Origin of the sequence: Paraburkholderia sp. SIMBA_054, from assembly GCF_046534875.1 — a bacterium.
In the GTDB taxonomy this organism is placed as follows: Bacteria; Pseudomonadota; Gammaproteobacteria; order Burkholderiales; family Burkholderiaceae; genus Paraburkholderia; species Paraburkholderia hospita.
Map to the genome: position 1 here is coordinate 142,116 of NZ_JAWRXV010000017.1, position 23,976 is coordinate 166,091.

General features: G+C 62.8%; 20 protein-coding genes. 10 read left to right on the plus strand and 10 right to left on the minus strand.

The genetic code is table 11. From position 1 onward, the window contains the following. The first annotated feature begins 130 nt into the window (after window positions 1-130). Window positions 131-889: a response regulator transcription factor gene (locus SB822_RS21835; protein ID WP_180723815.1), complete on the plus strand. Its 759-nt coding sequence runs from the start codon at window positions 131-133 to the stop codon at window positions 887-889. A gap of 78 nt (window positions 890-967) precedes the next feature. On the opposite strand, the gene SB822_RS21840 is transcribed toward SB822_RS21835, so the two are convergent. Next, complete coding sequence (locus SB822_RS21840; protein ID WP_410855624.1) at window positions 968-1,285, minus strand: hypothetical protein; 318 nt, start codon at window positions 1,283-1,285, stop codon at window positions 968-970. A gap of 343 nt (window positions 1,286-1,628) precedes the next feature. Continuing rightward, window positions 1,629-3,458, minus strand: coding sequence for a hybrid sensor histidine kinase/response regulator (locus SB822_RS21845; protein WP_410855625.1), 1,830 nt, complete (start codon window positions 3,456-3,458; stop codon window positions 1,629-1,631). Between the two features lie 448 nt (window positions 3,459-3,906). On the opposite strand from SB822_RS21845, the gene SB822_RS21850 reads away from it, so the two are divergent. Both SB822_RS21850 and SB822_RS21855 read left to right on the plus strand, forming a co-directional pair. Then, window positions 3,907-4,716 carry a hypothetical protein gene (locus SB822_RS21850; RefSeq protein WP_410855626.1) on the plus strand — a complete coding sequence of 270 codons (810 nt, stop codon included), beginning with the start codon at window positions 3,907-3,909 and terminating at the stop codon, window positions 4,714-4,716. A 351-nt stretch (window positions 4,717-5,067) separates the two neighbouring features. Further along, entirely contained in the window at window positions 5,068-8,466 is a 3,399-nt protein-coding gene (locus SB822_RS21855; protein ID WP_410855627.1) for an alpha/beta fold hydrolase, read from the plus strand. A 65-nt stretch (window positions 8,467-8,531) separates the two neighbouring features. Here SB822_RS21855 and SB822_RS21860 read toward each other — a convergent pair whose 3' ends face one another. Continuing rightward, entirely contained in the window at window positions 8,532-9,932 is a 1,401-nt protein-coding gene (locus tag SB822_RS21860) for an FAD-binding oxidoreductase (RefSeq protein WP_007589459.1), read from the minus strand. 8 nt (window positions 9,933-9,940) lie between these two features. After that, the gene (locus SB822_RS21865) at window positions 9,941-10,924 is read right to left on the minus strand and encodes an isopenicillin N synthase family dioxygenase (RefSeq protein WP_007589461.1); all 984 of its coding nucleotides are present in this window, start codon (window positions 10,922-10,924) and stop codon (window positions 9,941-9,943) included. A 306-nt stretch (window positions 10,925-11,230) separates the two neighbouring features. Between SB822_RS21865 and SB822_RS21870 the strand changes: the two genes are divergently transcribed. The 5 genes from SB822_RS21870 to hutC (SB822_RS21890) all read left to right on the plus strand — a co-directional run bounded on the left by SB822_RS21870 (window position 11,231) and on the right by hutC (SB822_RS21890) (window position 15,208). Next, entirely contained in the window at window positions 11,231-12,070 is an 840-nt protein-coding gene (locus SB822_RS21870; RefSeq protein WP_007589462.1) for a transporter substrate-binding domain-containing protein, read from the plus strand. Window positions 12,071-12,141: 71 nt separating this feature from the next. Further along, window positions 12,142-12,792, plus strand: coding sequence for an amino acid ABC transporter permease (locus SB822_RS21875; protein WP_007589463.1), 651 nt, complete (start codon window positions 12,142-12,144; stop codon window positions 12,790-12,792). Between the two features lie 10 nt (window positions 12,793-12,802). Next, window positions 12,803-13,465 carry an amino acid ABC transporter permease gene (locus tag SB822_RS21880; RefSeq protein WP_007589465.1) on the plus strand — a complete coding sequence of 221 codons (663 nt, stop codon included), beginning with the start codon at window positions 12,803-12,805 and terminating at the stop codon, window positions 13,463-13,465. A gap of 19 nt (window positions 13,466-13,484) precedes the next feature. Continuing rightward, window positions 13,485-14,351 carry an amino acid ABC transporter ATP-binding protein gene (locus SB822_RS21885; protein ID WP_410855628.1) on the plus strand — a complete coding sequence of 289 codons (867 nt, stop codon included), beginning with the start codon at window positions 13,485-13,487 and terminating at the stop codon, window positions 14,349-14,351. A 110-nt stretch (window positions 14,352-14,461) separates the two neighbouring features. Beyond that, entirely contained in the window at window positions 14,462-15,208 is a 747-nt protein-coding gene (gene hutC, locus SB822_RS21890; RefSeq protein WP_410855646.1) for a histidine utilization repressor, read from the plus strand. Window positions 15,209-16,085: 877 nt separating this feature from the next. Here the strand turns inward: hutC (SB822_RS21890) and hutC (SB822_RS21895) are convergent. The 6 genes from hutC (SB822_RS21895) to SB822_RS21920 all read right to left on the minus strand — a co-directional run bounded on the left by hutC (SB822_RS21895) (window position 16,086) and on the right by SB822_RS21920 (window position 21,805). Beyond that, complete coding sequence (hutC, locus tag SB822_RS21895) at window positions 16,086-16,841, minus strand: histidine utilization repressor (RefSeq protein ID WP_007587173.1); 756 nt, start codon at window positions 16,839-16,841, stop codon at window positions 16,086-16,088. Between the two features lie 32 nt (window positions 16,842-16,873). Beyond that, window positions 16,874-18,481 (minus strand): histidine ammonia-lyase, encoded by a 1,608-nt coding sequence (gene hutH / locus SB822_RS21900; protein WP_114221650.1) that lies wholly within the window; start codon window positions 18,479-18,481, stop codon window positions 16,874-16,876. Between the two features lie 77 nt (window positions 18,482-18,558). Next, window positions 18,559-19,350, minus strand: coding sequence for an ABC transporter ATP-binding protein (locus tag SB822_RS21905; protein ID WP_007587171.1), 792 nt, complete (start codon window positions 19,348-19,350; stop codon window positions 18,559-18,561). 21 nt (window positions 19,351-19,371) lie between these two features. Beyond that, a complete protein-coding gene (locus SB822_RS21910; RefSeq protein ID WP_007587163.1) occupies window positions 19,372-20,124 on the minus strand; it encodes an ABC transporter permease in 753 nt (250 codons plus the stop codon). A 15-nt stretch (window positions 20,125-20,139) separates the two neighbouring features. Further along, complete coding sequence (locus SB822_RS21915) at window positions 20,140-20,862, minus strand: ABC transporter permease (RefSeq protein WP_410855629.1); 723 nt, start codon at window positions 20,860-20,862, stop codon at window positions 20,140-20,142. 100 nt (window positions 20,863-20,962) lie between these two features. Continuing rightward, window positions 20,963-21,805, minus strand: coding sequence for a transporter substrate-binding domain-containing protein (locus tag SB822_RS21920; protein WP_042315471.1), 843 nt, complete (start codon window positions 21,803-21,805; stop codon window positions 20,963-20,965). 867 nt (window positions 21,806-22,672) lie between these two features. On the opposite strand from SB822_RS21920, the gene SB822_RS21925 reads away from it, so the two are divergent. Continuing rightward, window positions 22,673-23,026: a DUF4148 domain-containing protein gene (locus SB822_RS21925; protein ID WP_007744433.1), complete on the plus strand. Its 354-nt coding sequence runs from the start codon at window positions 22,673-22,675 to the stop codon at window positions 23,024-23,026. 102 nt (window positions 23,027-23,128) lie between these two features. Further along, complete coding sequence (locus tag SB822_RS21930; RefSeq protein ID WP_007587155.1) at window positions 23,129-23,923, plus strand: alpha/beta hydrolase; 795 nt, start codon at window positions 23,129-23,131, stop codon at window positions 23,921-23,923. Window positions 23,924-23,976 lie beyond the last annotated feature (53 nt).

The window sequence follows — 23,976 nt, forward strand, 5'->3', positions numbered from 1 at the left end:
GCGCAACGGGGAGCGCGCGCTCCGCCCTCGTCCCGACCGACAACATGGCACAACACCGGCAGGGCCGAGCGCCTGCATGGGACGAGAGGAACGCGCTAAAGCGCCAACTCTGGTCCACAGCGGAGACATCATGAAGTTTCTTGTAGCCGACGATCATGAACTGATCCGCCAGGGCGTCAAGGGTCTGCTACGCGGACTCGATCCCGACGCCGTATTCGACGAAGCCGACACCTGGGAAACGCTGGCCGCCGCCGCAAGGCCCGACGCCAACCACGATCTCGCCATCGTCGATCTTCACATGCCAGGCATGACAGGTGCCTCTTCATTGCACGCCCTGCTGAAAGCCAATCCGGCGCTGCCCGTGGTCGTGCTATCGGCGGAGGAATCGCCGGATGAGATGCGCGCCGTGCTCGCGGCGGGCGCGCTCGGTTTCGTGCCGAAGCGCCAGCCGGCCAGCGTGATGCTCAAGGCAATCGAGCTGGTGCTGTCGGGCGGCGCGTATGTGCCGATGGAAGCGCTCAGCCTGCTCGGCTCACGCAGCGCGGATACGGCTACCGCGACTGCCACGGCGGAAGCCGCCACGACGGCGAGCGCAACAGCCATCGCCGGGCAGACGACGGCCGCGCCGCCAGAAGCGGCACCCGTTCGCATCGAGGCGCTGCAGCCGCATCAGCAGCATCTGCTGGAGAACCTGTCGCCGCGTCAGCAGGAAATCATGCGGCTCGTGCATCGCGGCTGGACCAACAAGATGATCGCGCGCGATCTCGGCGTCGCCGAAGGCACGATCAAGGTCCATCTTTCGGTGATCTTCCGCGCGCTCGGCGTGCACAACCGCGCGACCGCCATTGCCGTGATCAACGGCTGGCTCGAAGCGGGAAAGACGCTTTGAATGGGGATAAAAAAGAAGGCGACAGAACGTCACCTTCGGCAGGATGCGGCCTTTGCAGCCGCACTTGATACATGCCCGTCAGAGCATTTCCGTCGCCAGCGTGATGCCTAGCGCAACGCCGCCAATCACGCCGATCGCGCGGCCGAGCAGCATCGCGTTGAGGTCCTCGTCGAGGAGGAACTCGCTGCGGCGCTCACGCATGACCGTGCGATGCAGCAGCGGCATGGGAAACAGCAACGCGCACGACAGCGCGACGGGCGCGCCCAGGCGCATTGCCATGTTCGCGTGGTGCTCGGCGGGAATGCCGAGATACAACATGCCGACCACGAAAACGGTCGTCAGCAGCGCGCCCGCCAGCACGCCTGCGACGAGCTTGTCGGATGGATGTCCGTTCACTTCTACACCTCATTGAATCGAAAGCCGCGCCCGACTGTCCGGCCGGACGCGAGGGTTGCCGGAAAAAGTTCGCGGCGGCTTGGGGAGCCGCTGTTATCGCGAAACGGCTTATTTCAGCAGCCAGGCATGGCTCCGGTCGATCAGACACCTCTCAAAAATGCTGACGAACGGGCAGGGGCGAGGTGGCGCAGGCGGTAAACGGAAGCGCAACGGCGCTATACGGCGCCGTTGGGAGCAGGAAATGGATTGTCGAAGGTCGCGATATCGCGCGCGTCATGACGCGAGCCCTTGACGTTAACGGGAAGCCAGACAGAAAAGCCTGGCGTGTCGCCGCCGGAGAGAGTCAGCCGCGGGTCGTCAACGGCTGTTCAGAAGTCACAGATTCCGCGCGATTGTCCGGCTTGTCTGCCACCGCGCCCGGCTGCTGCCACAGCATCTCCAGCGTACGGCGCAGCCGCGCGGGCGTCACGGGCTTGTGCAACACGGGGATGCCCTGCATCGCCAGCGCCTCCAGTTCGACCGACGCCATATCGCCCGTGATCAGCAGCGTCACCACGCGCTCGCGGCCACGCCTTCGGAGCGCGTCGCGCACCGCGCCGAGCGCCTGCGCGCCCGTCCGGTGGTTCGCCAGCTGATAGTCGCAGAGCACGGCATCGGGCATGAAGCCTTCGTCGATGGCCAGCAGCGCGAGACGCTCGTCAGGCACGCCGCGCACGATACATCCCCAGCGGCCCAGCAGGCTCTGTATGCCTTCGAGGATCGCCGGCTCGTCGTCGATGCACAGCACGTGGCGCCCGGGCGCCGCCCCTCCGCTCGCGACGGAATCGTTCAGCCCGGCGACGATCCGCGCCGGATCGCCCGCCTGCACCGGGAACCGGAACACCGAGCCACGCCCCGGCGCCGAGCGCAATTGCAACTGCCCGCCCAGCATTTCGACGAGCCGCTTGACGGTCGGCAGCCCGAGTCCATGCCCTTGCCGCGCGTCGCGCTGCGGATTGGCGACCTGATAGAACTCTTCGAAGATCCGCCCTTGCTCGGCCCGCGGAATACCGATGCCCGAGTCGCGCACTTCGATATAGCCGCCCTCGCTCCGCCCCGCGCGCCGAAAACCCATCCAGATCGCGCCGCTTTCCGTATAGCGCACCGCGTTCGACAGCAGGTTGCTCAGGATCCGCTCCAGCAGCACGGGGTCGTCGTGAATCACGGTGTCCGTCGGCGCGATGCGCAGCGCGAGCCCTTTCGCGGCCGCCTGCGGCCAATATTGGTTGCCGACGCGATCGAACAGTTCGGACAGCCGGAAATGCAGCCTGATGACCTGCGTGACGCCGCTTTCGAGCCGCGCCAGGTCGAGCACCTGATTGAACAGCTGGTTCAGCGCCTCGACATTGTTGGCGATGTTATTGGCCGTCTTCGCGTGCTGCACGGGCGTCGCCGACGTGTCGTTCAGCGACGCCGCGAGCAGCCCGATCGCATGCAGCGGCTGGCGCAGATCGTGACTCGCGGCGGCGAAGAAGCGCGTCTTCGCGAGGCTCGCTTCCTCGGCGACGAGCTTTTGCGCGGCGAGCGATTCGGCGAGCGCCTGCTGGTCGACGCGTGCCTGCACGACGCGCTGGAACAGCTTGCGGTAGCTCAGCGCGTAGACGTTGATCGCGCAGAAGAAGAACGCGAGGACGATCGCGAGGATCGTGCGGTCGAACGTGTGGGTGCCGAAGTGCAGCACGATCGCGGGCAGCAGCAGGAACGGGATCGCCGTCACGAAGTTGGCGACGTCGAAACCGTTCGACATGAACACGCCCGCCGCCAGCGTGACGAGCATCACCGTGTGCAGGATGGGGAGATCCGTGTGCGGGCTCTGGAACGCGAACCAGATTGCGAGTCCAGGCGCGCTGTAGAGCAGCGCGCCGCGCGCGGCATGCAGGTTGATCCAGGTACGTGGCGTCACGGACTCGGCCCAGCGCCGGTTGCACATCCACAGCGCGAGGCTCGCGCAGTTGGCGAAGCCATAGAAGATGAAGCAGGCCGCGAAAAGATGCGGATGCGGGATGTTATTCCAGTAGATCGCCACCAGCACCGCAATCGAGAACCAGTGCGTGAAGAAAGCAATCGGGTCCTGCGCGTACAGCACGCGCACGAGGTCTTCGTCGATCGCGCGCTGGATGGGATCGGCCCGCATCGTGCGGTCTCCTTGTCGGCAGGAGCTGGCGCCTGGGCGCGTCGCTCCCGTCCATTCAATTGATTATTCGGTCGGCGGGAACGAGTACTTTGGATCGCTCCCGTACTGTACGAGATTCGCTGGTCGTTTCGTTTTCTGTCAAACCGCCGCCGATTGCACCAGATTGGGAATAAAACCCGGGCCTCACGCGTCCTATAAAGAGCACCCGGTACAGTCTAAAGATAGTTTACCCGTCTTGCCGGCGGTTTACCCTTCAGCTATCACTTAATCCATATAGGCGGCGCCGCGTGCAAAAAGCATACTGGGTTCAACGATTCAACATTCAAGCGCGGCCAACAGCCTCTGAAGGTTCAGCTTCACGACCTGTTTCATGCCTGTTTGTCGAGGCTCTACTGGCGGCATCCCCCGCTGCCACCGCGCTCCTTGCCCCTTACCGATGGAGGCCTTCATGGGCGCAGTTCCGAGCCAGGTTTTCGCACGCACTCTCGACGAAGCCGTTCTTCCCGACCTGTGGCGCCGCCGCACGCAGCTCACGGACGACGAAATGATGTCGATGTACGACCTCGTGAAGCGTGCGTTGCGCACCTACCACCCGCTCGAATTGCACGCGCTCGGCGAAGACAAGGAAGAGCTCGTGCATCAGTTCATCTATACGAAGGTGCTGCGTCTTGCGCCAAACCACGTCGAATCGAAGGCGACGCCGGAAAGCGCGCCGTCCAACAGCTACGCGATCTGCGCTTACTTCCGCCGCTATCTGATCGACTGCCTGAGGAGCGCGAGCCATCAGCGCAATGTGTCGATGGAAAACGAAGGCATGATGCAGGAGATCGATCTGCGCGCGCAGGCGCTCGAAGATCCCGTCGAAAGCGTGCTGCTGCAATACGGCCTGAGCGAACGCGGCGTGCGCCAGGCCGCGCGCGAGTTCATCGCGTCGCTCGATTCGCCCGAGCGCATCGTGCTCGCGGGCAGCCTCGGCTGGTGCTCGGAAGCGAAAGGCGGTCTGTCGGCGGTGGCCGCGCAGCATCGGGTGCCCTCCTATCACTATCGTGCCGTCAAGCTCGGTGTCACGATGAAGAAGACGGACGACGCCGCGCAGTTTTCCAACACGAAGATCGGCCAGTGGCTGCGCGACGAGCTCGGCATTGCAATTCACGCTGAAAACCGCGAAGCGATCCTCGTCGTGTTCAACCTGCTCGCAGCGGAAGCAACGGAAGCCGCCACCGCGTCCGACGACGAAATGATCGAAGCGGCGGCGTGAGCACCCGAGTGTGCCGCTTGAACCGTAACCCACTTAACGTTTAACAATCGCCGCCTTCGATTCGAATTTGACAATTCGGCGCGCTTATTACGCGTCGCGAACCAGAACGAGCCCGTCTCTACGCTTCATCCCGCGTGCAGTTCGCGCGACCGCTGCCTGATGGCACCCGTCCGCACGAAAGCACTCCACGCCTGAATCACAGCATTTTTTGAATCACGCCGCTAAACGCGCGTTTTCCCTTTGCATTTCGCTGCGCGACGTCCAGGATAAAGAGGCTGCGAGCGCCAGCCAGCCGTCTATATCGCCGGGTTTCCCCCGCCCGGCGCACATCCAATATAAAGAGGTGGTCGAATGAACCGCTTGTCCAGCGCCCTTTCGGCGATGAAGGACCATTACGAGGTCGTGGTCGTAGGTTCCGGCTATGGCGGCGCGATTGCCGCGAGCCGCATGGCCCGCGCGAAACGCAGCGTGTGCCTGCTCGAACGTGGCCGCGAGTTCATGGCGGGCGACTTTCCCGCCACGCCGCTCGAAGGTGTCGCGCAAATGCAGTACAACACGGGCGTCGCGCAGATCGGCTCGCCGCTCGCGCTGCTCGAAGTGCACGTGAATCCCGATGTGAACGTGGTGGTCGGCTGTGGACTGGGCGGCACGTCGCTGATCAACGCGAACGTCGCGCTCAAGCCCGACGCGCGCCTGTGGGACGATCCGCGCTGGCCCGCCGCCTTGCGCGCGGACCAGGCGAATCTCGACGTTTGCTACGAGCGCGCCAAAACGATGCTCGGCGCGACGCCCGTTCCCGACGACTACCCCAACCTGCCAAAACTCGATGCGCTTGAGCTGTCGGCGAAACGGCTCGGCATGAGCGACCGCTTCTACCGCCCGCCCATCACGGTGACGTTCAAGGACGGCAAGAACGCGGCGGGCGTCGACCAGCAGCGCTGCATCGGCTGTGGCGACTGCAATTCGGGCTGCAATCACGGCGCGAAGAACTCGACGCACATGAACTATCTGCCCGACGCCGCCGCGCATGGCGCGCAGATTTTCACGGGCGCGGCCGTGCATTCGGTGGTGCGCGACAACGCGCGCGGCGTCTGGTGCGTGCGCTATCAACCCGCCGATCTGAAGCGCGAACTGTACGACGCGCCCGAACTGTTCGTGACGGCCGACATCGTGATCCTGTCGGCGGGCACGCTCGGCTCGACGGCGATCCTGCTGCGCTCGCAGGAGGCGGGCCTGCCTGTGTCGAACCAGCTCGGCCAGCACTTCACGGGCAACGGCGACGTACTCGCGTTCGCGTTCAACACCGACAAGGTGATCAACGGCGTCGGCTGGGGCACGCATCCGGCTGGCGACATTCCGCCTGTCGGCCCGTGCATCACGGGCATCATCGACCATCGCAACACGCCCGATGTGAAGGACGGCTTCGTGATCGAGGAAGGATCAGTTGCCGCGCCGATCGGCCTCGGCCTGATGGGCGTGCTCGGCCTCGCGGCGCCTGCCAAAGGCGTCGAAATGCCGGACCCGGCAGGCGACCCGCCGCTCGCGGACGAAGCGCGCATCGCCGAGAGCATTCTGCGCGGCCCGTATCACGGCGCGATGCGCAACACGCAGACCTACCTCGTGATGGCACACGACGACGAGAGCGGCCAGATCACCGTCGAAAGCGGCCGCCCGCGCGTGAGCTGGCCGAACGCGGGCAAGCAGCCGATCTACGAAACCGTAGAAAAGACGCTGATCGAAGCGACGGGCGCGCTAGGCGGCACGTATGTGCGCAACCCGATTTCCGCCGATCTGTTCCAGAACCGCACCGTCACCGTGCATCCGTTGGGTGGGTGCGGGATGGCGGAGGATGCCGCGCATGGCGTCGTCGATGAGGCGGGTCGCGTGTTTTCCGGCACGGACGGCAACGCGGTGCACGAGGGGCTATACGTGATGGACGGCGCGGTGATGCCGCTCTCGCTCGGCGTGAACCCGTTGCTGACGATCTCGGCGCTGGCCGAGCGCAATTGCGCGCAGCTTGCCCAGTCGCGCGGCTGGAACATCGACTACAACGCGGCGGGCGACACCGCCCCGCCGCCCGCGCTGAAAATCGGCCTGCGCTTCACCGAGACGATGATCGGCACGTACTACACGGGCGACGTCAAGCCCGAAGGCCAGCAAGACGACCGCGCGGAAGGCACGCCCATCAGCTTCACCGTGACCGTCGTCTCCGACGATCTCGACGACATGCTCGCGAACCCGCAGCATCAGGCGCATATGATCGGCACGCTGACCTGCACCGCCTTGTCGCCGCAACCGATGACCGTCAACGACGGCATCTTCAACCTGTTCGTCGTCGACGAAACGAATGTCGAACGGCGCAACATGAACTACCGGATGACGCTCGACACCGTCGACGGCAAGCATTTCTATCTGACTGGTCAGAAGATCATCACGCACACGTCGCTGACGGAACTGTGGACGCAGACGAACACGCTCTACGCGAAGATCCACGAATCCGACGCCGACGACGCGCCCGTCATCGGTCACGCGACGCTCATCATCACGCCGGAGAATTTCCTCAAGCAGCAGCGCACGATCGAAGTAACGAATACGCCCGATATCGAAACCCGCCTTGCGTATACGCTGAAATTCGGCCGCTTTTTTGCGGGCGTGCTGTACACGGAATACGGTGGCGTCGCGGCGCCCTTGCAATATTTCGATCCCGACGCGCCGCCGCGCGTGCGCCGCGCGTTGCGCGCGCCCGCGCCGCAGATCACCTACTTCAATACCGAGGACGGCAAGACGCTGCGGCTCGCCCGCTATCACGGCGGCGCCAAGGGACCGCTGCTGCTGATTCACGGCTCAGGCGTATCCAGCCGCATCTTCTCGACGGACCTGGTCGGCACGAACCTCGTCGAGTTCCTGTGCGCCGCGCATTACGACGTCTGGCTCGTCGACCTGCGTGTGAGCATCGAACTGCCGAGCGCGACAGAACGCACTACCGCCGATGAAATCGCACGCTACGACATTCCCGCCGCTGTCGCGAAGGTGCGCGAGTTGACAGGTGTCGATGGGATTCAGGTCATCGGGCATTGCCTGGGCGGGCTGGCCTTGAGCATGTCGCTGATGTCGGGACTCAAGGGCGTGCGATCCGCGGTGATGTCGCAGGTGTCGGCGCATCCCGTGCCGGGACTGTTGCAGCGGGTCAAGGCGGGACTGCACACGCCGCAGATTCTTCAGCATCTGGGCATCAAGGATATGACCGCTTATACACAGGACGAGAAATGGCCGCACAACCTGCTCGATGAAGCGCTGAAGTTCTTCCCTGTCGAGCGCGACGAAACGTGCAACAGCGCCGTGTGCCATCGCGCGACGTTCCTGTATGGCCTGCTCTACGAGCACGAGCAACTCGACGAGCAATTGCACGCGAATCTGCAGGAGCTATTCGGCATCCACGATGTCGAGCTATTCAATCAGCTCGCGGCGATGGTGCGCGCGGGGCATGTGGTCGATGCGAACGGGAACGATGTGTATATGCCGAACATCGCAGGCATGAAGCTGCCTATCGCGTTCATTCACGGCTCGGAGAATCTCTGCTATCTGCCGACCAGCACGGAGATGACCTACGATCTTTTAGTAGAAAAGTTCGGGCCGGAGAACTACGAACGACATGTGATCGACGGATATGGACATATCGATTGCGTGTTCGGTAAGCGCGCGGCACTCGATGTGTTTCCGACGATCGTCAGGTATCTGGATGCGCATTGAGCGCAGATGACGGTTCGTCATGGATGCTGCGGCATTCATGACGAACCGTCGTGGGCATAAAAACACTAGAACAACTTACCCGGATTCAAAATCCCATTCGGATCGAGCGCATGCTTGATCGCTTTCATCACGGCGAGTTCTTCGTCCGAACGCGACACGGGCAGGAACTCGCGCTTGAGCGAGCCGATGCCGTGCTCCGCCGACACCGACCCGCGCAGCGGCGCGAGCATGTCATAGACGAGCGCATATACGTCATGATGATCGACGCCCGGCACGGAATGCCCGTCGACGGTCACATGCAGATTCGAATCGCCGATATGCCCGAAGAAATACGACTCGTTGCCCGGCCAGGCGCGGTCGATCGCGGCGCGGCAACGATCGACGAATGCGCCGATCTCGCCAATCGGCAAACTCACGTCGAAGTTGATGGGATCGAGCTTGACGGGAAATTCCGCCGTGCATTCGCGGATCGCCCACAGCGCGCGCGTATCGGCAACCGATTGCGCGATCACGGCGTCGCGGATCGCCGCTTCATCAAGCGCCTCCATCAGCACGCCGGAAAAACGCGAGCCGTCGTCATCGGTATCGAAGCTCGCATGCTCGATCAATGCATATAACGGATGCGCTTCGGCAAATGGCGAGCGCGTGCCCGTCAGCTTCACGCCGAAGTCAAAGAAGTCCGGCCACATGATCTCGAATGCGCCGATGTCGTTGCCGAAGCGCGTCGAGAGCCGGCGCAGCAGACTGACGGCCTGATCGTAATCACTCAGCGCAACGAGCGCCGTATGACGCGACGCGCGCTGCGGCTGCAGCTTCAGCACCGCGCGCGTGATCACGCCCAGCGTCCCTTCCGAGCCGATGAACCAGTGCTTCAGGTCATAGCCGGTATTGTTCTTCACCATCTTGTTCAGCGAACTCAGCACCGCGCCGTTCGCCAGCACGACTTCGAGACCGAGCACCTGGTCACGCGCGGTGCCCGATTGAATCACGCGATTGCCGCCCGCGTTCGTTGCGAGATTGCCGCCGATCTGGCACGAGCCGCGCGCGCCGAGATCGAGCGCAAGTTCGAAGCCCGCTTGCGTCGCCGCTTCCTGTGCGGCCTGCAAGGTCGTGCCGGCGCGCACGGTGAGGGTCGCCGCTGCGCTGTCGATTTCCTCGACGCCAGCAAGACGGTCCAGCGACAACGCAATATCCGTCGCGCGTGGAATCGAGCCGCCCGCAAGGCCCGTCATTCCACCCTGCGGCACGATGCTCTGGCGAGCGTCGTTGCAGATCATCAACGCGCGTGCGACCTGCTCCGTCGTGCGCGGCAGCAGCAAGGCGGCGGGACGTGTGGGTTCGTGACGCGTCCAATCCGTCATCGAGCGCTCGCCGATTTCATCGCCCACGCGCACCGCGTCATCGCCCAACGCTTCGCGCAACGCGGCCAAGGTCGATGCGAGCGCGGCCCGTTCGTTCACTGTCATGCGGTTCCTTATGTCGTTCCTTGCTCTGCGGCGAGCTTCTTCCGATACCCCATCGAACTGTTGATGCGGCCCAGAATATAGTCGCCCGCAGCGACGGGTTCGTATTTGCTGTCGGCGTCGGGCGTGCCGAGATCGCGCGGATCGACGTTCGACGTATAAGTCGGATCATAAAACGTCGCGATCGAATAGCGCTCGCGGCCCGACCCGTTGATCACGCGATGCAGCGTCGAGCGAAAGCGGTCATTCGTCCAGCGCGCCAGCAGATCGCCGACATTCACGACGAAACTGCCTTCAATGGGCGGCGCCTCGATCCACGTCTCATTCGCGATTTCGCGCACCTGCAGCCCGCCAACCTGATCCTGCCACAGCAGCGTGATGCAGCCGTAATCGGTATGCGGCGCGACGCCGAACTGGTCATCATCGGATTGCGGCGGCTGCGGCGGATAGTAGACCATCTGCGTGCGCTGCATCCGCTTCGTATAGCGCGGCGCGAAGAAATCTTCAGGAACGCCCAGGCCCGTCGCCACCGCGCGCAGCAAGTCCGCGCCGCATGCACCGACCTCCTCGTAATAGCCGTACAACGCGGGCTGCAATGCCGGCATGAAGTCCGGCCAGTTGTTCGGCCCGCGCAGCGCCTGGCCCGCGAGCACGTCGGGATCGCTCTCGGGCAACTCCAGACCGATGCTATAGAACTCCTTGTAATCGGGCCGTTTTGCCTGATACATCGTCGCGTCGCCCAGCGCATTGAAGCCGCGATGCCGATGATTCACCGCCGCGCGCCGTTTCGTCTCGACGGGAAACGCAAAGAACTCGCGCGCCGCCTGTTCCGCACGATCGATCACCGCTTGCGGCACGCCGTGATTGACGATGTAGAAGAAGCCGATGGTCGTGCATGCATCGCGTATCTCGCGGCCCGCGCGCGCGAGCGCGTCGCGGTCACCGGCGCGCACACCGGCCAGATCGACAATCGGAATGCGAGTGGCTGGCTGCATTGCGGAACTCCTTCATCACGAAGATTGAACTGACTATTTGATACATGCATCGAACCATGCATCGATACATCGCCGCGCACACCGCATGCGGATCAGCGAGAGTTTCACGTTGTATATACCGCCAAAAGCGCAATCGCAAGTTGCGTTGCACCTGGCTTCAATCATCTGCAGAAGATGCGCCAGCGGCATTAGGGTTTGACAGCATGCGATTATTTTTTTCGTGCAAAACCAGCGGTATATACTGCCTCGCATGATTCGCGCCCCGCTACGTCGAGCGCGACACACTTTGCCAACGGGAGAATCTCAATGGGTATCTTTGCAGGCTGGAAGTGTCGTCTCGCGATGGTGGCGTTCTGCGCCGCCGCGTCCGTAGCCAGCGTCGGCGCGCACGCGGAAGATCAACTCGCGAAGGTCAAGAAGGCAGGCGAACTCGTAGTCGGCACGGAGATGCAGTTCGCGCCGTTCGACTTCCTCGAGAACGGCCAGCAGGCCGGCTTCAACAAGGACCTGTTCGCCGAAGTCGGCAAAGAACTCGGCGTGAAAGTGCGCTTCATCGATCTGCCCTGGCCGAGCGTGCTGCCCGGTCTCGAAGCGGGCAAGTTCGACATGGTGGGCGGCCCGCTCACGGTGACGAAGGCGCGCATGGAACGCTATACGTACACGCTGCCCGTCGCTGACGCGACCGACGCGCTTCTCAAGCGCGCCAACGATACGTCGCTCAAGCAATCATCGGACATCGCCGGCAAGATTGTCGGCGCGGGCAAAGGCTCCGCACAGCTCGATCAGCTGAAGGCCTACATCGCGACACTGCCGAAGCAGCCCGAAGTGCGCGAATACGTCGACAACAATCAGGCGTATGCGGATCTCGCAGCGGGCCGCATCGCTGCCGTCGCCAACTCGATGACCAACATCGCGTACGTCGCGAAACAGCGCCCCGAAGCGTTCGCCGTCGTCACGCCGCCGTTCGGCGCGAAAGTGTACTTCGCCTACTGCCTGCGCAAGGATGCCGATAGCAAGCCGCTCGCCGACGCGTTCAACGCCGCGCTGGTCAAGATGCATAACGACGGCCGTCTCGCATCGTTGCAGAAGAAATGGTTCGGCGTGGCCATGGACGCGCCCACCACGATGCCCACGCCCAACTACTGATGCCCTGAATCGCGCGGCGCACCCGCTCTCGGGCGCGCCGCTTACATGTCCGTTCTTGCAGGCAACAGGCCATGTTCAGCGCCCACGTTTTCGCTCAAGGTTTTCCACTCCTGCTGCAAGCCGCGCTCGCAACGATCGGCATTTCGCTGACGGGGCTGGTGATCGGCTTCTTCGTCGGCATCGGTGTGTGCTCGGCGCGATTGTCGTCGAAGGCAATTGCGCAACGCTTCGGCGGCGCATATGTGTTCTTCTTTCGCGGCGTGCCGATGCTCGTGCAACTGCTGCTCGTCTATTACCTATTGCCGTTCGTCGGCATCAACGTGTCGCCCATCGTCGCCGCGATCAGCGCGGTGTCGCTCTGTTCCGCGTCGTATATCGCGGAGATACTGCGCGGCGGCTTTCTGAACATTCCGCCCGGCCAGATCGAAGCGGCGCGCATGCTCGGCCTCTCGCCCATCGACATGCTGCGCCGCATTCAGGTGCCGCAAGCCTTTCGCATGACGCTGCCTTCGCTCGTCAACGAAATGGTGCTGCTGATCAAGGCGTCGTCGCTGATCTCCGTGGTCGGCGTGGCCGAAATCACGCGCACCGCGCAAAACATCGCAGCCAGCACGTACCGGCCGCTCGAAGCTTATGTCGCGGCGGGATTGATCTACTTCGTGATCTGCGGTGCGCTTGCGCTGGTCGCGCACACCGCCGAGCATCGTCTGCAACACACCTGAGGACCGAACGATGCAGCAATTCGATCCCACCGTCATCACGCACAATCTGCAGCCCATCGCCGCTGGCCTCGCGACGACGCTCGGCACATGGATCATCGGCGTCGCGCTCGGCCTGCTGATCGGCTTCCTGATCGCCGTGCTGCAACTGTTTTGCGGGCGCTGGGTGCGCGGCGTGTTGCGCGTGTATATCGAACTGTTTCGCGGCACGCCGTTTCTCGTGCAACTCTTTTTGCTCTACTACGGCGGCCCGTCGTTCGGCTTGACGCTCGAACCGCTGACGGCCGGCGTGCTCGGTCTCGGCCTGTACGGCAGCGCGTATTTCGCGGAAGCATTCCGCTCCGGTTTTCAGTCGATACCGCGCGGACATCTCGAAGCCGCATCATGTCTCGGCCTCACGCGCTGGCAAGCGGTGCTGCGCATCCAGGTGCCGCAAATGCTGGTGCTGATCGTGCCCGCGCTCACCAACCTGACCATCGTGCTCAGCAAGGAAACGGCCGTGCTGTCGATCGTCACCGTGCCCGAGTTGACGTTCGTGCTGACGGGCATCGGCTCCGCGACTTTCGCGTTCGTCGAAACCTTGCTCGTGCTGTGCGTGTGCTATCTCGCGCTCGTCGAACTCACGTCGCGCGCCGGCATGTGGGCGGAAGCGCGCGTTGCCCGCTTCATGGCGTAATCGATAATCAAGGTTCATCATGAATGCACTCGTCGACATGCCCGCTTCTTCTACGCTCGATATGACGCAATCCGGCCAGGCGCCGCTGATCGATGTGCGAGATCTGCGCAAGCGCTTCGGCGACGTCGAAGTGCTGCGCGGCGTCGATCTCGACATCAACCGCTCGGAAGTGGTGTGCATCATCGGGCCGTCGGGCTCGGGCAAGAGCACGCTGCTGCGCTGCCTCGCCGCGCTGGAGACTTACGATCACGGCGACGTGCGTATCGAAGGCGAGTTGCTCGGTTATACGGAACGCAACGGCAAGCGCGTGCGCGCGTCGCAGAGCGAGATCAACCGCGTGCGCCGCAACGTCGGCATGGTGTTCCAGCAGTTCAATCTGTGGCCGCATATGACGGCGCTCGGCAACGTGATGGAAGCGCTGCTGCGTGTGCGGAATCTGTCGCGCGACGATGCGAAAAAACGCGCCAATGCGATGCTCGAAACGGTCGGCCTCGCGCACAAGGGCGACGCGTATCCGGCGAAGCTGTCGGGCGGTCAGCAGCAGCGCGTCGCGATTGCACGCGCGCTCGCGATGGAGCCGCACATCATGCTGTTCGATGAGCCGACCTCCGCGCTTGACCCCGAACTCGTCGGCGAAGTGCTGCAGGTGATGAAGCAGCTTGCGCGCGACGGCATGACGATGGCTGTCGTCACGCATGAAATGGGCTTCGCGGCGCAGGTTGCCGACAAGGTCGTGTTTATTGATCAGGGGCGCATCGCCGTGCAAGGCAAGCCGCAAGATGTCTTTCACGACGCGAATCAGCCGCGCCTGCGCCAGTTCCTGCAAAACTACTTCGACCGCAACGCATTCTGGTCGCGCGGCGCGGACAGCGCGGACCCGGTATGAGCGCGCGCCTCAGCTGATAAAAGCCGATGCCCGCCCCCGCCATCCGCGACAAGCTGCGCACGCGAGCCCTTGCGAAAGCACGCAAGTCTCGCGGGCCGAATGCCCACGCGATGGCGCCCGATGCGCCGAACGGCGCCCCTACCGCGCGCTACGAACAGGTCAAGCAATACATCCGCAACACGATCGAATCCGGCGAGCGACGCGCGGGTGATCGCATTCCATCGGAACTCGATCTCGTCGAGTCGCTCGGCGTATCGAGGATGACGGTCAACCGAGCGTTGCGCGAGCTCACGAACGAAGGCTTGTTGACGCGTGTGTCGGGTGTCGGCACGTTCGTCGCCGAATCCAAGCCGCAGTCGACGCTGCTAATGATCGCGCACATCGGCGACGAAATCCGCTCGCGTGGCCATGAATACAGCTATCAGACCGTGCTCATGCAGCGCGAGGTGGCGCCTGTCAATGTGTCGAATGCGTTGGGGCTGCCGTTGGGCGCGTCGGTGTTTCATGTGATCTGCGTGCATCGCGAGAACGGTTTGCCCGTGCAGCTCGAGGACCGTTACGTGAATCCCGCCATCGCACCGGATTTCATCGAGCAGGATTTTGCGGTCGTGCGTCCTTCCGAGTACCTGTTCAGCGTCGTGCCGGCGCATGACGTCGAGCATGTCGTCGACGCCGGACTGCCGAGCCGCGCGGAAGCCGAGTTGCTGCAGATCGCGCCCGAAGAGCCCTGCCTCACGCTGATGCGGCGCACGTGGACGAGCGGCGTCGCGGTGACGTTCGCGCGCTTCGTGCATCCGGGATCGCGCTATAGACTCGGATGCCGGTTTGCGCCGGATACTTCGCAGAGACAGGGGTAGTCTTTGCAAGCTGGGCGCCTTAATTGCCTCTCGGCTTCTCTGCGCTCGTTACGCGTTGAATCGCTGGCCAATCTCTCACAGATGTTGGTGGTTTGGGGTTGTAGTTGGCATCCGCGATGCGTTAGCTTGCTTCATGCGTTGCCCCTGTGCGGGGCAGCACCTACTTTTCTTTGCCGCCGCAAAGAAAAGTAGGCAAAAGAAAGCGGCTAACACCGCCAATTCTTGTTCTTATCCACGGGCCCCCAACTTCCCCATCCTTCACACGGCAGTGCGCTGGTCGGTGCTCGTTGCCAACGCTTCGAATGAATGCCTCACCCACTTCGAATACCCGTACATGGGCGAGCGGCAGCGAATGGTATGCGCCGCCCAGGTGGCAAACTGTGTGTAGGTTGTCGCGCCATATGCGTTAGCGCTCTTACAGGGTGGGACGCTTGCGCTATCGGTCCGGAGTAAGGCGTGTGCAGTACTACGGCCTACACACAGTTTGCCACCTGGGCGGCGGTGGAATATCTGGCACGGCGTGCGGCGACGCGGGCGCATGAAGCGGGTGAGGCGTATGGAGAGAGCGTTGGCAACGCACGCGTACAGGAAAGTTGCCGTGTGAAGCGTAAGAACCTGTGGGGGCCCTCAGGCAGGAAAAAATGTTGGCGGTGTTAGCCGCTTTCTTTTGCCTACTTTTCTTTGCGGCGGCAAAGAAAAGTAGGTGCCGCCCCGCACAGGGGCGACGCTTGAAGCAGGCAAAACAATTCGCGGATGCCCGCGCAAAACCAAAACAAACCACCCAGCGTCGCAGACAATCAAAAGTAAGCGCCACCTCGCACAGGGGCAACGCATGAAGCTAGATACCGCATCGCGGATGCCAGTTCAGCAAAAAAACCTACACATTCCCCGCCAGATGAAACCGCGATGCCGGATGCCATAGCTGCACCGACGTCGCGACCTGCTCCCCAACCCAGGTCCTGCGCCACAGCATCAGGCAAGGCTCGCCAATCTCCATCATCAGATGGCGGCGCACATGCGCGGTGGGCTTCTGCGCGTAGATGCGGAACTCGGCACGCTGGATCGGCGCGAGACGCACCATGTAGTGATTCGGCGTTTCGATCGTGAAGTCCTGATCCAGATAATCCGGAAACACGCGCGGATTCACATAGCGGTCCTCGTATTGGATCGGCTCGCTCTCTTCGTTGTGCACGATGCGCGAATGGAACACGGGGCCTTTCGCGAGCACCAGCGCATCGAGCGCGAGCGGATCGTCGCTCGCTTCGAGCGTTAGCACACGCGCCGAATGGCGGTGACCGCGCGCGGTGATCTCATCGGCAATATTGCGGATTTCGAGCACTGTCGATTCATAGCGTTGCGGCGCGACATACGTGCCCGAGCCTTGCACGCGCGTCAGCACGCGCTCCGTCGTCAACTCGCGCAGCGCACGCGATACCGTCATGCGTGCGACGCCGAACTCCTTCACCAGTTCGGCTTCCGACGGAATCAATCCGCCCGGCTTCCAGACGCCCTCTTCGATCCGCGCGATCACGTAACGCTTGATCTGCTCGTACGCGGGCATCGCTTTGGCAGGCGTCGTGCGCGCGCCAGTGGAATGTTCCTCTGCCGTCTCCAGGTGCCCGTTTATCGTCATGTTCACGTCGACCTCGTGGGTTGATCGCATTCTTATGCGGCGGATTGCGGCGCGTGCTGCGCGGCAGCCTTCGGATCATTCGCGGCGTGCGCGGCAAAGCCCGTGTGATCGCTGGGTGCCGGCGTCGAAGGCAAGTTGCCCGAAGCGGGCGGCAACGGCGGCGCTGCCTCGCCGATCAGGCGGAACGCAACGGCCATATCGTCGGCCAGCGGACGGTCGTCGCGATACGTCGGCACGACGGCGCGCACCCTGCGCCACAATGCGTCCGTGTGCGGCGCGCGCGACGCATCGATGGGTTGCAGGTCGTATGCCTGCGCCGCCGCCAGCAACTCGATTGCGATGATGCGGCCGGTGTTGTCGATGATTTCCAATGCCTTCAGCGCGGCGGGCGTCGCGTGACACAGATGGTCTTCCTGCAAGCCCGATGTGATGCCGCCATCCAGGCTCGCGGGCGCGGCCAGCCGCCGGTTCTGCGCGACCAGCGAAGCGGCCGTGTACTGCGCGATCATGAAGCCGGAGCACGTACCGCCCGGCTCCGCGAGAAACGCGGGCAAACCGCTCACGAGCGGATTCACGAGCCGGTCGAGACGGCGCTCAGCCATTGCCGCGACCTGTGCGATGGCCGTCGCGAGACTGTCCATCGCAAGTGCGATCGACGCGCCCACTGCATGTGCCTGCGAATAAACTCGCGGCGCATCCGGCGTCCCTGCGACGATCGGATTATCGGTGATCGACGCGAGTTCGCGGTTCACGACGACAACGGTCGCATCGAGCACATCGCGCGCCGCGCCGTGCACGTGCGGAATCGTGCGCATCGAAAGAGGATCCTGGGTGCGCTGACCTACTACCGACGCAAGAATGCCGCTCTCGGCAAGCGCATTGCGCATCCGCTCACCGACGAGATTCAATCCCGGCGACACACGCAACGCGAGCGAATCGGCATCGAATGCGGCAAGCTGTCCGCGCAGATTTTCGAAGCTCATCGCCGCGATCGCATCGGTCCAGTCGAGCACGCGTTCGGCGCGCGCGAGTGCCAGCGCCGCGAGTCCCGTCACGCAAGGCGTGCCGTTGATGAGGCTCAAGCCTTCTTTCGCTTCGAGCACGAGCGGCTCGCGTTCGAGCTGCCTGAGCGCCTCGCGTCCGCTGATCCGTTCGTTGCCGTGCCGCACATGTCCTTCGCCGATGCACACCAGCGCGATATGCGCCATATGGCTCAGATAGCCGACAGAGCCGAACGCAGGCACTTCGGGGATATAACCTGCATCGAGCAAGGCGACCAGCTGATCCGCGATCTCGAGACGAATGCCCGAGTGGCCGTGCGCAAAGTTGTTGATCGCGGCGGCCATGATCGCGCGCGTTTCCGCGACGCCAAGTGGTGCGCCGACGCCCACCGCGTGGCTCATCAGGATGTTGCGCGACAGCGTGCGCTGTTCCGACGGCGACACGATCACATCGCACAGCGCGCCGACGCCCGTGTTCACGCCATACGCGCGAATGCCGCGCTCGACGATCTGCTCGACGAGCACACGCGCGGCCGCGATGCGCGCGCGCGCCGCGTCGGAGAGTTCGAGCGGCTCGCCCGCCGCGACCGCGGCCAGTTCGCGCCAGTTCAGAGGACGGTCGGATCGGATGACTGCCATGATGTTGCCTTTCTCGGTACGTGTACTGCTTTTCTAATGTTTGTTGAGTCTCAGGTTCTCAAGCGGAGCGAACTCACTCAGTTCGCGGTGCGCGAATGATGGCTCGACACGAATTGCTTGAAGCGCTCCGACTTCAGGTCGCCGAATACCTCGTCGGGCGTGCCGTCGCATTCCGTCTGCCCTTGATGCAGGAACATCACGCGGTTCGACACATGCCGCGCAAAGCCCATTTCGTGCGTGACGACCAACATAGTGCGGCCTTCTTCCGCGAGCGAGCGCATCACGCGCAGCACTTCACCGACCAGTTCGGGATCCAGCGCGGACGTCGGCTCGTCGAACAGCATGACTTTGGGATGCATCGCGAGCGCGCGCGCAATCGCAACGCGCTGCTGCTGACCGCCCGACAGATGCGCTGGATAGTGGCCGCGCTTTTCTGCAAGGCCGACCTTCGCGAGCAATGCTTCCGCTTCTTCCACGGCCTCCGCGCGGCTGCGCTTTTGCACGCGCATCGGCCCTTCGATCAGGTTGTCGAGCACGGTCATGTGCGACCACAGATTGAAGTTCTGAAACACCATGCCGAGCTGCGAGCGGATGCGGTCGACCTGTTTGCGGTCGTCCGGCTGCAGCTTGCCGTCCTTGCGGCGTTTCATCTTCAGCGTTTCGCCCGCGAGCGCGACGCTGCCGTCGTCCGGTGTTTCGAGCAGATTCAGGCAGCGCAGGAACGTGCTCTTGCCCGAGCCGCTTGCGCCGAGAATCGAAATGACGTCGCCTTCATGCGCGTCGAGCGAAATGCCCTTCAAAACGTGATGGTCGCCGAACGACTTGTGAATGTTCTTGACCGACAGTGCAACGGGTGCCGTAGCGTTCATGAGATTCTCCTGGATGGGCCGTCAGGGTGCGGCACGACGTGCTTCGGTAGCGGGCGGAATCGCGCGCGGCGCAGCGTTCACGGGCGCTGCGCGCAGATGGCGCGACAGACGCCGTTCGAGCAAACCGAGCAGGCGCACGACGACAAAGTTCAGGAACAGATAGATCAGCGCAGCGCAGATGAACACTTCCGTGGTGCGGTACGTCTGCTGGATGATCTGCTGCGCGACGCCCGTCACTTCCCACACGGTGACGAGACTCGCGAGTGCCGTCGACTTGACGAGCAGCACGGCCTCCGTCGAATACGCGGGCAGACATTGGCGCAATGCAATCGGACCGATGATGCGGCGCAGAAGCGAAATGCCTGACAGGCCGATCGAATAACCCGCTTCGATCTGTCCGACGGGGACGGCCATCAGACCGCCGCGAATGATTTCCGCCGTGTAACCCGCCGTGCACAGCGCAAGCGACAGGACCGCGCAGACATACGGCTCGCGCAGCACGGGCCACATAAAGCTCTCGCGGATCACACCAAACTGGCCGAGTCCGTAGTAGACGAGAAACATCTGGATCAGCAGCGGCGAACCGCGAAACACCAGAATGTACGCACGCGCAAAGCGGTTCGGCAGCCAGTGCGGCGACACGCGCATCGTGACGATCACGAGCGACAGCAAACCGCCCAGCACCAGCGACGCGAAGAACAGACCCAGCGTGGTCGGCACGGCGCCGAGCAGTTGGCGCAGCGTGTCGAGCAAAAAGTCGAAATCGAAAGACATGTTGGCGCTCCGTCGTCAGTTACGCGCGAAGTTGCGCCGGAAGGATTTGCCCACGTGTGCTTCGGCACGGTTGAAGACGCGGTTCGAGATACCCGTCATCACCAGATACAGCGCGCCGCCCACGACGAAGAAGAGGAAATACTGGTGCGTCGAACTGGCGGCGATCTGGCTGACGCGCAGCAGTTCGGCAAGACCCGTCACCGAAATCAGCGCGGAGTCTTTCAGGCTCAGCTGCCACACGTTACCGATACCCGGCAGCGCGAAACGCAGCACCTGCGGAATCAGAATGCGGCGGGCCATCGTCATGGTCGGCATGCCGATCGAGCGCGCCGCTTCGAGTTCGCCTTTCGACACCGCGAGCACGGCCGAGCGATACACCTCCGCCTGATACGCGCCCGAGATCATGCCGACGGCCAGCGCGCCGATCACGAACGGCGGCACGCCGACGAAGCCTTCGGCGCCGAACCACTGGCCCACTGTGGTCACGAGCGTCGAGCCGCCGAAGTAGAACAGATAGATGACGAGCAGTTCAGGCACGCCTCGAAACACCGTCGTGTACAGATCGCCCAACACGCGCGCCGTACGAAAGCGCGACAGCTTAGCGGCCGCGATGATCGCGCCGAACACGGCGCCGACTGCGAGCGCCGCGAGCGTCAACGCGACGGTCATCAATGCTGCGAGCAGCAACACGCCGCCCCAGCCTTCCTGCCCGAAGCCGAGCGTCTCGATCAGAGCCATGGCTTACTCCTCATCCCTGCTTTCGTTGATTGACCTGCTTCGCTGAAACAGGTCGTCCGAGCAAGCGCGCGCCACTGCGGCGCGCGCATACGGCTATCGATCAAGGCGTGACGTCGGTCTTGAACCACTTGTCGGAGAGCTTCTTCACAGTGCCGTCCTTCAGCGCGTCGGCGATGGCCGTGTCGAACTTCGCCTTCAGGTCGGCGTCCTGCTTGCGGAACGCAAGGCCTTCGCCCGGACCCCAGATCGGGCCGCCGATCTTCGGTCCCGCCATCGAGATCTGCGCGGACTCTTTCTTGTCCGAGTTGGCGGCGTAGTACGTGACGTCGTCGAACGATGCGTCGATACGGCCGTTCGCCAGATCGAGATCGCGTTCCGGCGAGGTCTTGTACACGCGGATCGTCGCGATGTCCTTGAAGCCTTCGTTGATGAATTTAGTGTAGACCGTACCCGACTGGATGCCGATGGTCTTGCCCTTCAACTGCTTGCGCAGCGCGTCGACGGTCGGCTTGTCGGTCTTCGGGTCGCCCGTCAGCTTGACGACGGGTGCGCCCGGCGTTGCCTTCGGGATGACCTTCGTATCGGAGACGGCGAAGGTGGCCGGCGTCGCGGCATAGGGGCGCGAGAACGCGATGATCTTTTCACGCTCGGGCGTGATCGAGATCGCGTCCATCAAGACGTCGAACTTGCCTGCCTGCAGGCCGGGAATCATGCCGTCCCAGTCTTGTGCAACCAGGTTGCACTGCAGCTTGATGCGCTCGCACAGGTTGGCGACCAGTTCCGGCTCGAAGCCGCCCAGCTTGCCGCCCGGCAACGTGAGGTTCCACGGCGCGTAGCCGCCTTCCAGCGCGATCGTCACCGACTTCCATTCCTTCGCCTGCGCGGGCGCGCCAGCGAGCGCCACGGCGCCGAGGACCGCGCCCATCAATACTTTCGACAACATAGTGCGGCTTGCCTTGTTCACCTTCACGTCGAATCTCCTTTTCGTCTGAACGGGTCCCTTCGCTTGTCGCGTGCCGGACATGTATAGACAAGTCTGCATGAGGTCAAAAATGATCGCAACTGGAATTCTCAAAAATTATTGAATTCTTCGGGTAAGCCCTTATACAAAGGGATTCACGCGGGCTCGAACGACCGAACAAGAGGACCTTTTAGCCGCGCCACGCTGGTGCAGCTGACTAGACAGGTTGACGATTACGGTGCCGTCTTTGCACCGGATTGGCACCCAAAGCCGTGGGTAGGGAACCTTGCAGAAGCGAAAGCCAACTCTCGGGCAGCCGCGCCGTAGTCATACGTTGGTATGGCGGGCTGGAACCTTTGGCCTGATCCGCTCATCTGCGCAGCGGCATCGCGTCAGACAAGCGCATGACCTGGCAGTGTTTTCAGCATCCAGACGGTCATGCGACGCAACGTTAGTAGGTCCCGACTCGTTCGTATGTACGGCTGGAGCGCAGACCGTCATCGCACTACATTACATGCACCGCTGGCCGATCTGATGGCTGGCGCAGGAGCCGGACTACAAGGGCTGATCCAACCGGGCCCATCCGCTTCGCAACAAAAAGTTTGGCTTGCCGGGAATGAAAGTCGAAGTCGCCGTGTTTGCCTCTATGTAGCAAGCGACATCGAAACAGGTTTGACAGAAGGGCACGACCAGACAGCCGTACGACAGCAGTTGATGCAGAAGCTTTAACGACGTTTTCAAGCTCATTGGCCCGTTCGAATTGAACACAATTTGTTCAGGATGTCGAATCAATATTTTCGACATGCGAATGAGCCGGACGTTTAAACACACTCATTCTGGAGTTACATCATGAAGAAGATTTTTGTTTGCCTCGCAGTCGCAGCCGGCGCACTCGCCGCTCCCGCTCTGAGCTTCGCTCAATCGAATGGCCCCGTTACGCGCGCCGAAGTTCGTGCCGATCTCGTTCGCGTCGAACAGGCCGGCTATCAGCCGGGCCGCGGCGAGGACATCAACTACCCGTCCGACATCCAGGCTGCCGAAGCGAAGATCGCTGCGCAGGACAACCACAATCTGACGAACAACGCAGTTGGCGGCGTCGCGATGACGGGTACGTCGTCGTCGGGCAAGTCCTCGCGTTCCGCTTCGAACAGCAACGCGTGTGTCGGCCCCGTCAGCTACTGCAACATTTTCTTCGGCAGCTAAATGGCGCGCACATGACCCTGCGCCCCACTGTCAGGCGCAGGGTCGCGCCGCATCCCTTTCTGGTCTGTTTCCTGTTTCTGTTCCTGATTTACGGAGTCTCTTGTGAAAAGTTCGTTGCACGTAGCTGCGGCCCTTGCGTTGTCGACCGGTCTTCTCGCCTCTTCGGGCGCGATGGCGCAGGACGCCCAACCCGCGCACGCCCCCATCAAGAATATCGTTCTGGTTCATGGCGCCTGGGTGGACGGTTCGGGCTGGAAGCCCGTCTATGACATCCTCACCAAAGACGGCTATCACGTCACGCTAGTGCAGGAACCGCTGACCTCGCTCGACGACGACGTCGCAGCAACGAAGCGTGTCCTCGATCTGCAAAACGGCCCGACGATTCTCGTCGGCCACAGCTACGGCGGCTCGATCATTACGGAAGCAGGCGTCGATCCGCATGTGGTCGGTCTCGTGTATGTCGCAGCCCATGCGCCGAACGTCGGCGAAGACGAAGCCACGCTCGGCAAGGGCAAGCCCAGCTACACGTCGAAGCAGCCGGGCGCAATCGAAAAGACAGATGACGGCTATACGTATCTGAATCCGTCCGTGTTCCCGAAGGACTTCGCTGGGGATCTGCCGCTGAAGCAGGCGCAATTCGAAGCGCAATCGCAGATGCTGACGGCCGCGAAAGTGTTCTCGCAGCCGCTGACGGCTGCGGCCTGGACGACCAAGCCGAGCTGGGGCATCGTCGCGGGCAGCGACAAGATCATCAATCCCGATTTGGAGCGCTGGTACTACGAGCGCGCGCATAGCCACACGACGGTGATTCCGGGCGCGAGCCACTCGGTCTACGAATCGCGTCCGCAGCAGGTCGCGGCCGTGATCGAGGATGCCGCGAAGCACGCACAGCAGTAACCGTCGACGCTCACGCTAAACGCGAGCGCTGAATGCGAAGCGGCGCGCCCACA

What these genes read in the sequence shown, in the direction of transcription:
- SB822_RS21835 (WP_180723815.1), top strand. Translation starts at nt 131, where the DNA reads ATGAAGTTTCTTGTAGCCGACGATCATGAACTGATCCGCCAGGGCGTC.
- SB822_RS21845 (WP_410855625.1), bottom strand. Translation starts at nt 3,458, where the DNA reads ATGCGGGCCGATCCCATCCAGCGCGCGATCGACGAAGACCTCGTGCGC.
- SB822_RS21850 (WP_410855626.1), top strand. Translation starts at nt 3,907, where the DNA reads ATGGGCGCAGTTCCGAGCCAGGTTTTCGCACGCACTCTCGACGAAGCC.
- SB822_RS21855 (WP_410855627.1), top strand. Translation starts at nt 5,068, where the DNA reads ATGAACCGCTTGTCCAGCGCCCTTTCGGCGATGAAGGACCATTACGAG.
- SB822_RS21860 (WP_007589459.1), bottom strand. Translation starts at nt 9,932, where the DNA reads ATGACAGTGAACGAACGGGCCGCGCTCGCATCGACCTTGGCCGCGTTG.
- SB822_RS21865 (WP_007589461.1), bottom strand. Translation starts at nt 10,924, where the DNA reads ATGCAGCCAGCCACTCGCATTCCGATTGTCGATCTGGCCGGTGTGCGC.
- SB822_RS21870 (WP_007589462.1), top strand. Translation starts at nt 11,231, where the DNA reads ATGGGTATCTTTGCAGGCTGGAAGTGTCGTCTCGCGATGGTGGCGTTC.
- SB822_RS21875 (WP_007589463.1), top strand. Translation starts at nt 12,142, where the DNA reads ATGTTCAGCGCCCACGTTTTCGCTCAAGGTTTTCCACTCCTGCTGCAA.
- SB822_RS21880 (WP_007589465.1), top strand. Translation starts at nt 12,803, where the DNA reads ATGCAGCAATTCGATCCCACCGTCATCACGCACAATCTGCAGCCCATC.
- SB822_RS21885 (WP_410855628.1), top strand. Translation starts at nt 13,485, where the DNA reads ATGAATGCACTCGTCGACATGCCCGCTTCTTCTACGCTCGATATGACG.
- hutC (WP_410855646.1), top strand. Translation starts at nt 14,462, where the DNA reads ATGGCGCCCGATGCGCCGAACGGCGCCCCTACCGCGCGCTACGAACAG.
- hutC (WP_007587173.1), bottom strand. Translation starts at nt 16,841, where the DNA reads ATGACGATAAACGGGCACCTGGAGACGGCAGAGGAACATTCCACTGGC.
- hutH (WP_114221650.1), bottom strand. Translation starts at nt 18,481, where the DNA reads ATGGCAGTCATCCGATCCGACCGTCCTCTGAACTGGCGCGAACTGGCC.
- SB822_RS21905 (WP_007587171.1), bottom strand. Translation starts at nt 19,350, where the DNA reads ATGAACGCTACGGCACCCGTTGCACTGTCGGTCAAGAACATTCACAAG.
- SB822_RS21910 (WP_007587163.1), bottom strand. Translation starts at nt 20,124, where the DNA reads ATGTCTTTCGATTTCGACTTTTTGCTCGACACGCTGCGCCAACTGCTC.
- SB822_RS21915 (WP_410855629.1), bottom strand. Translation starts at nt 20,862, where the DNA reads ATGGCTCTGATCGAGACGCTCGGCTTCGGGCAGGAAGGCTGGGGCGGC.
- SB822_RS21920 (WP_042315471.1), bottom strand. Translation starts at nt 21,805, where the DNA reads ATGTTGTCGAAAGTATTGATGGGCGCGGTCCTCGGCGCCGTGGCGCTC.
- SB822_RS21925 (WP_007744433.1), top strand. Translation starts at nt 22,673, where the DNA reads ATGAAGAAGATTTTTGTTTGCCTCGCAGTCGCAGCCGGCGCACTCGCC.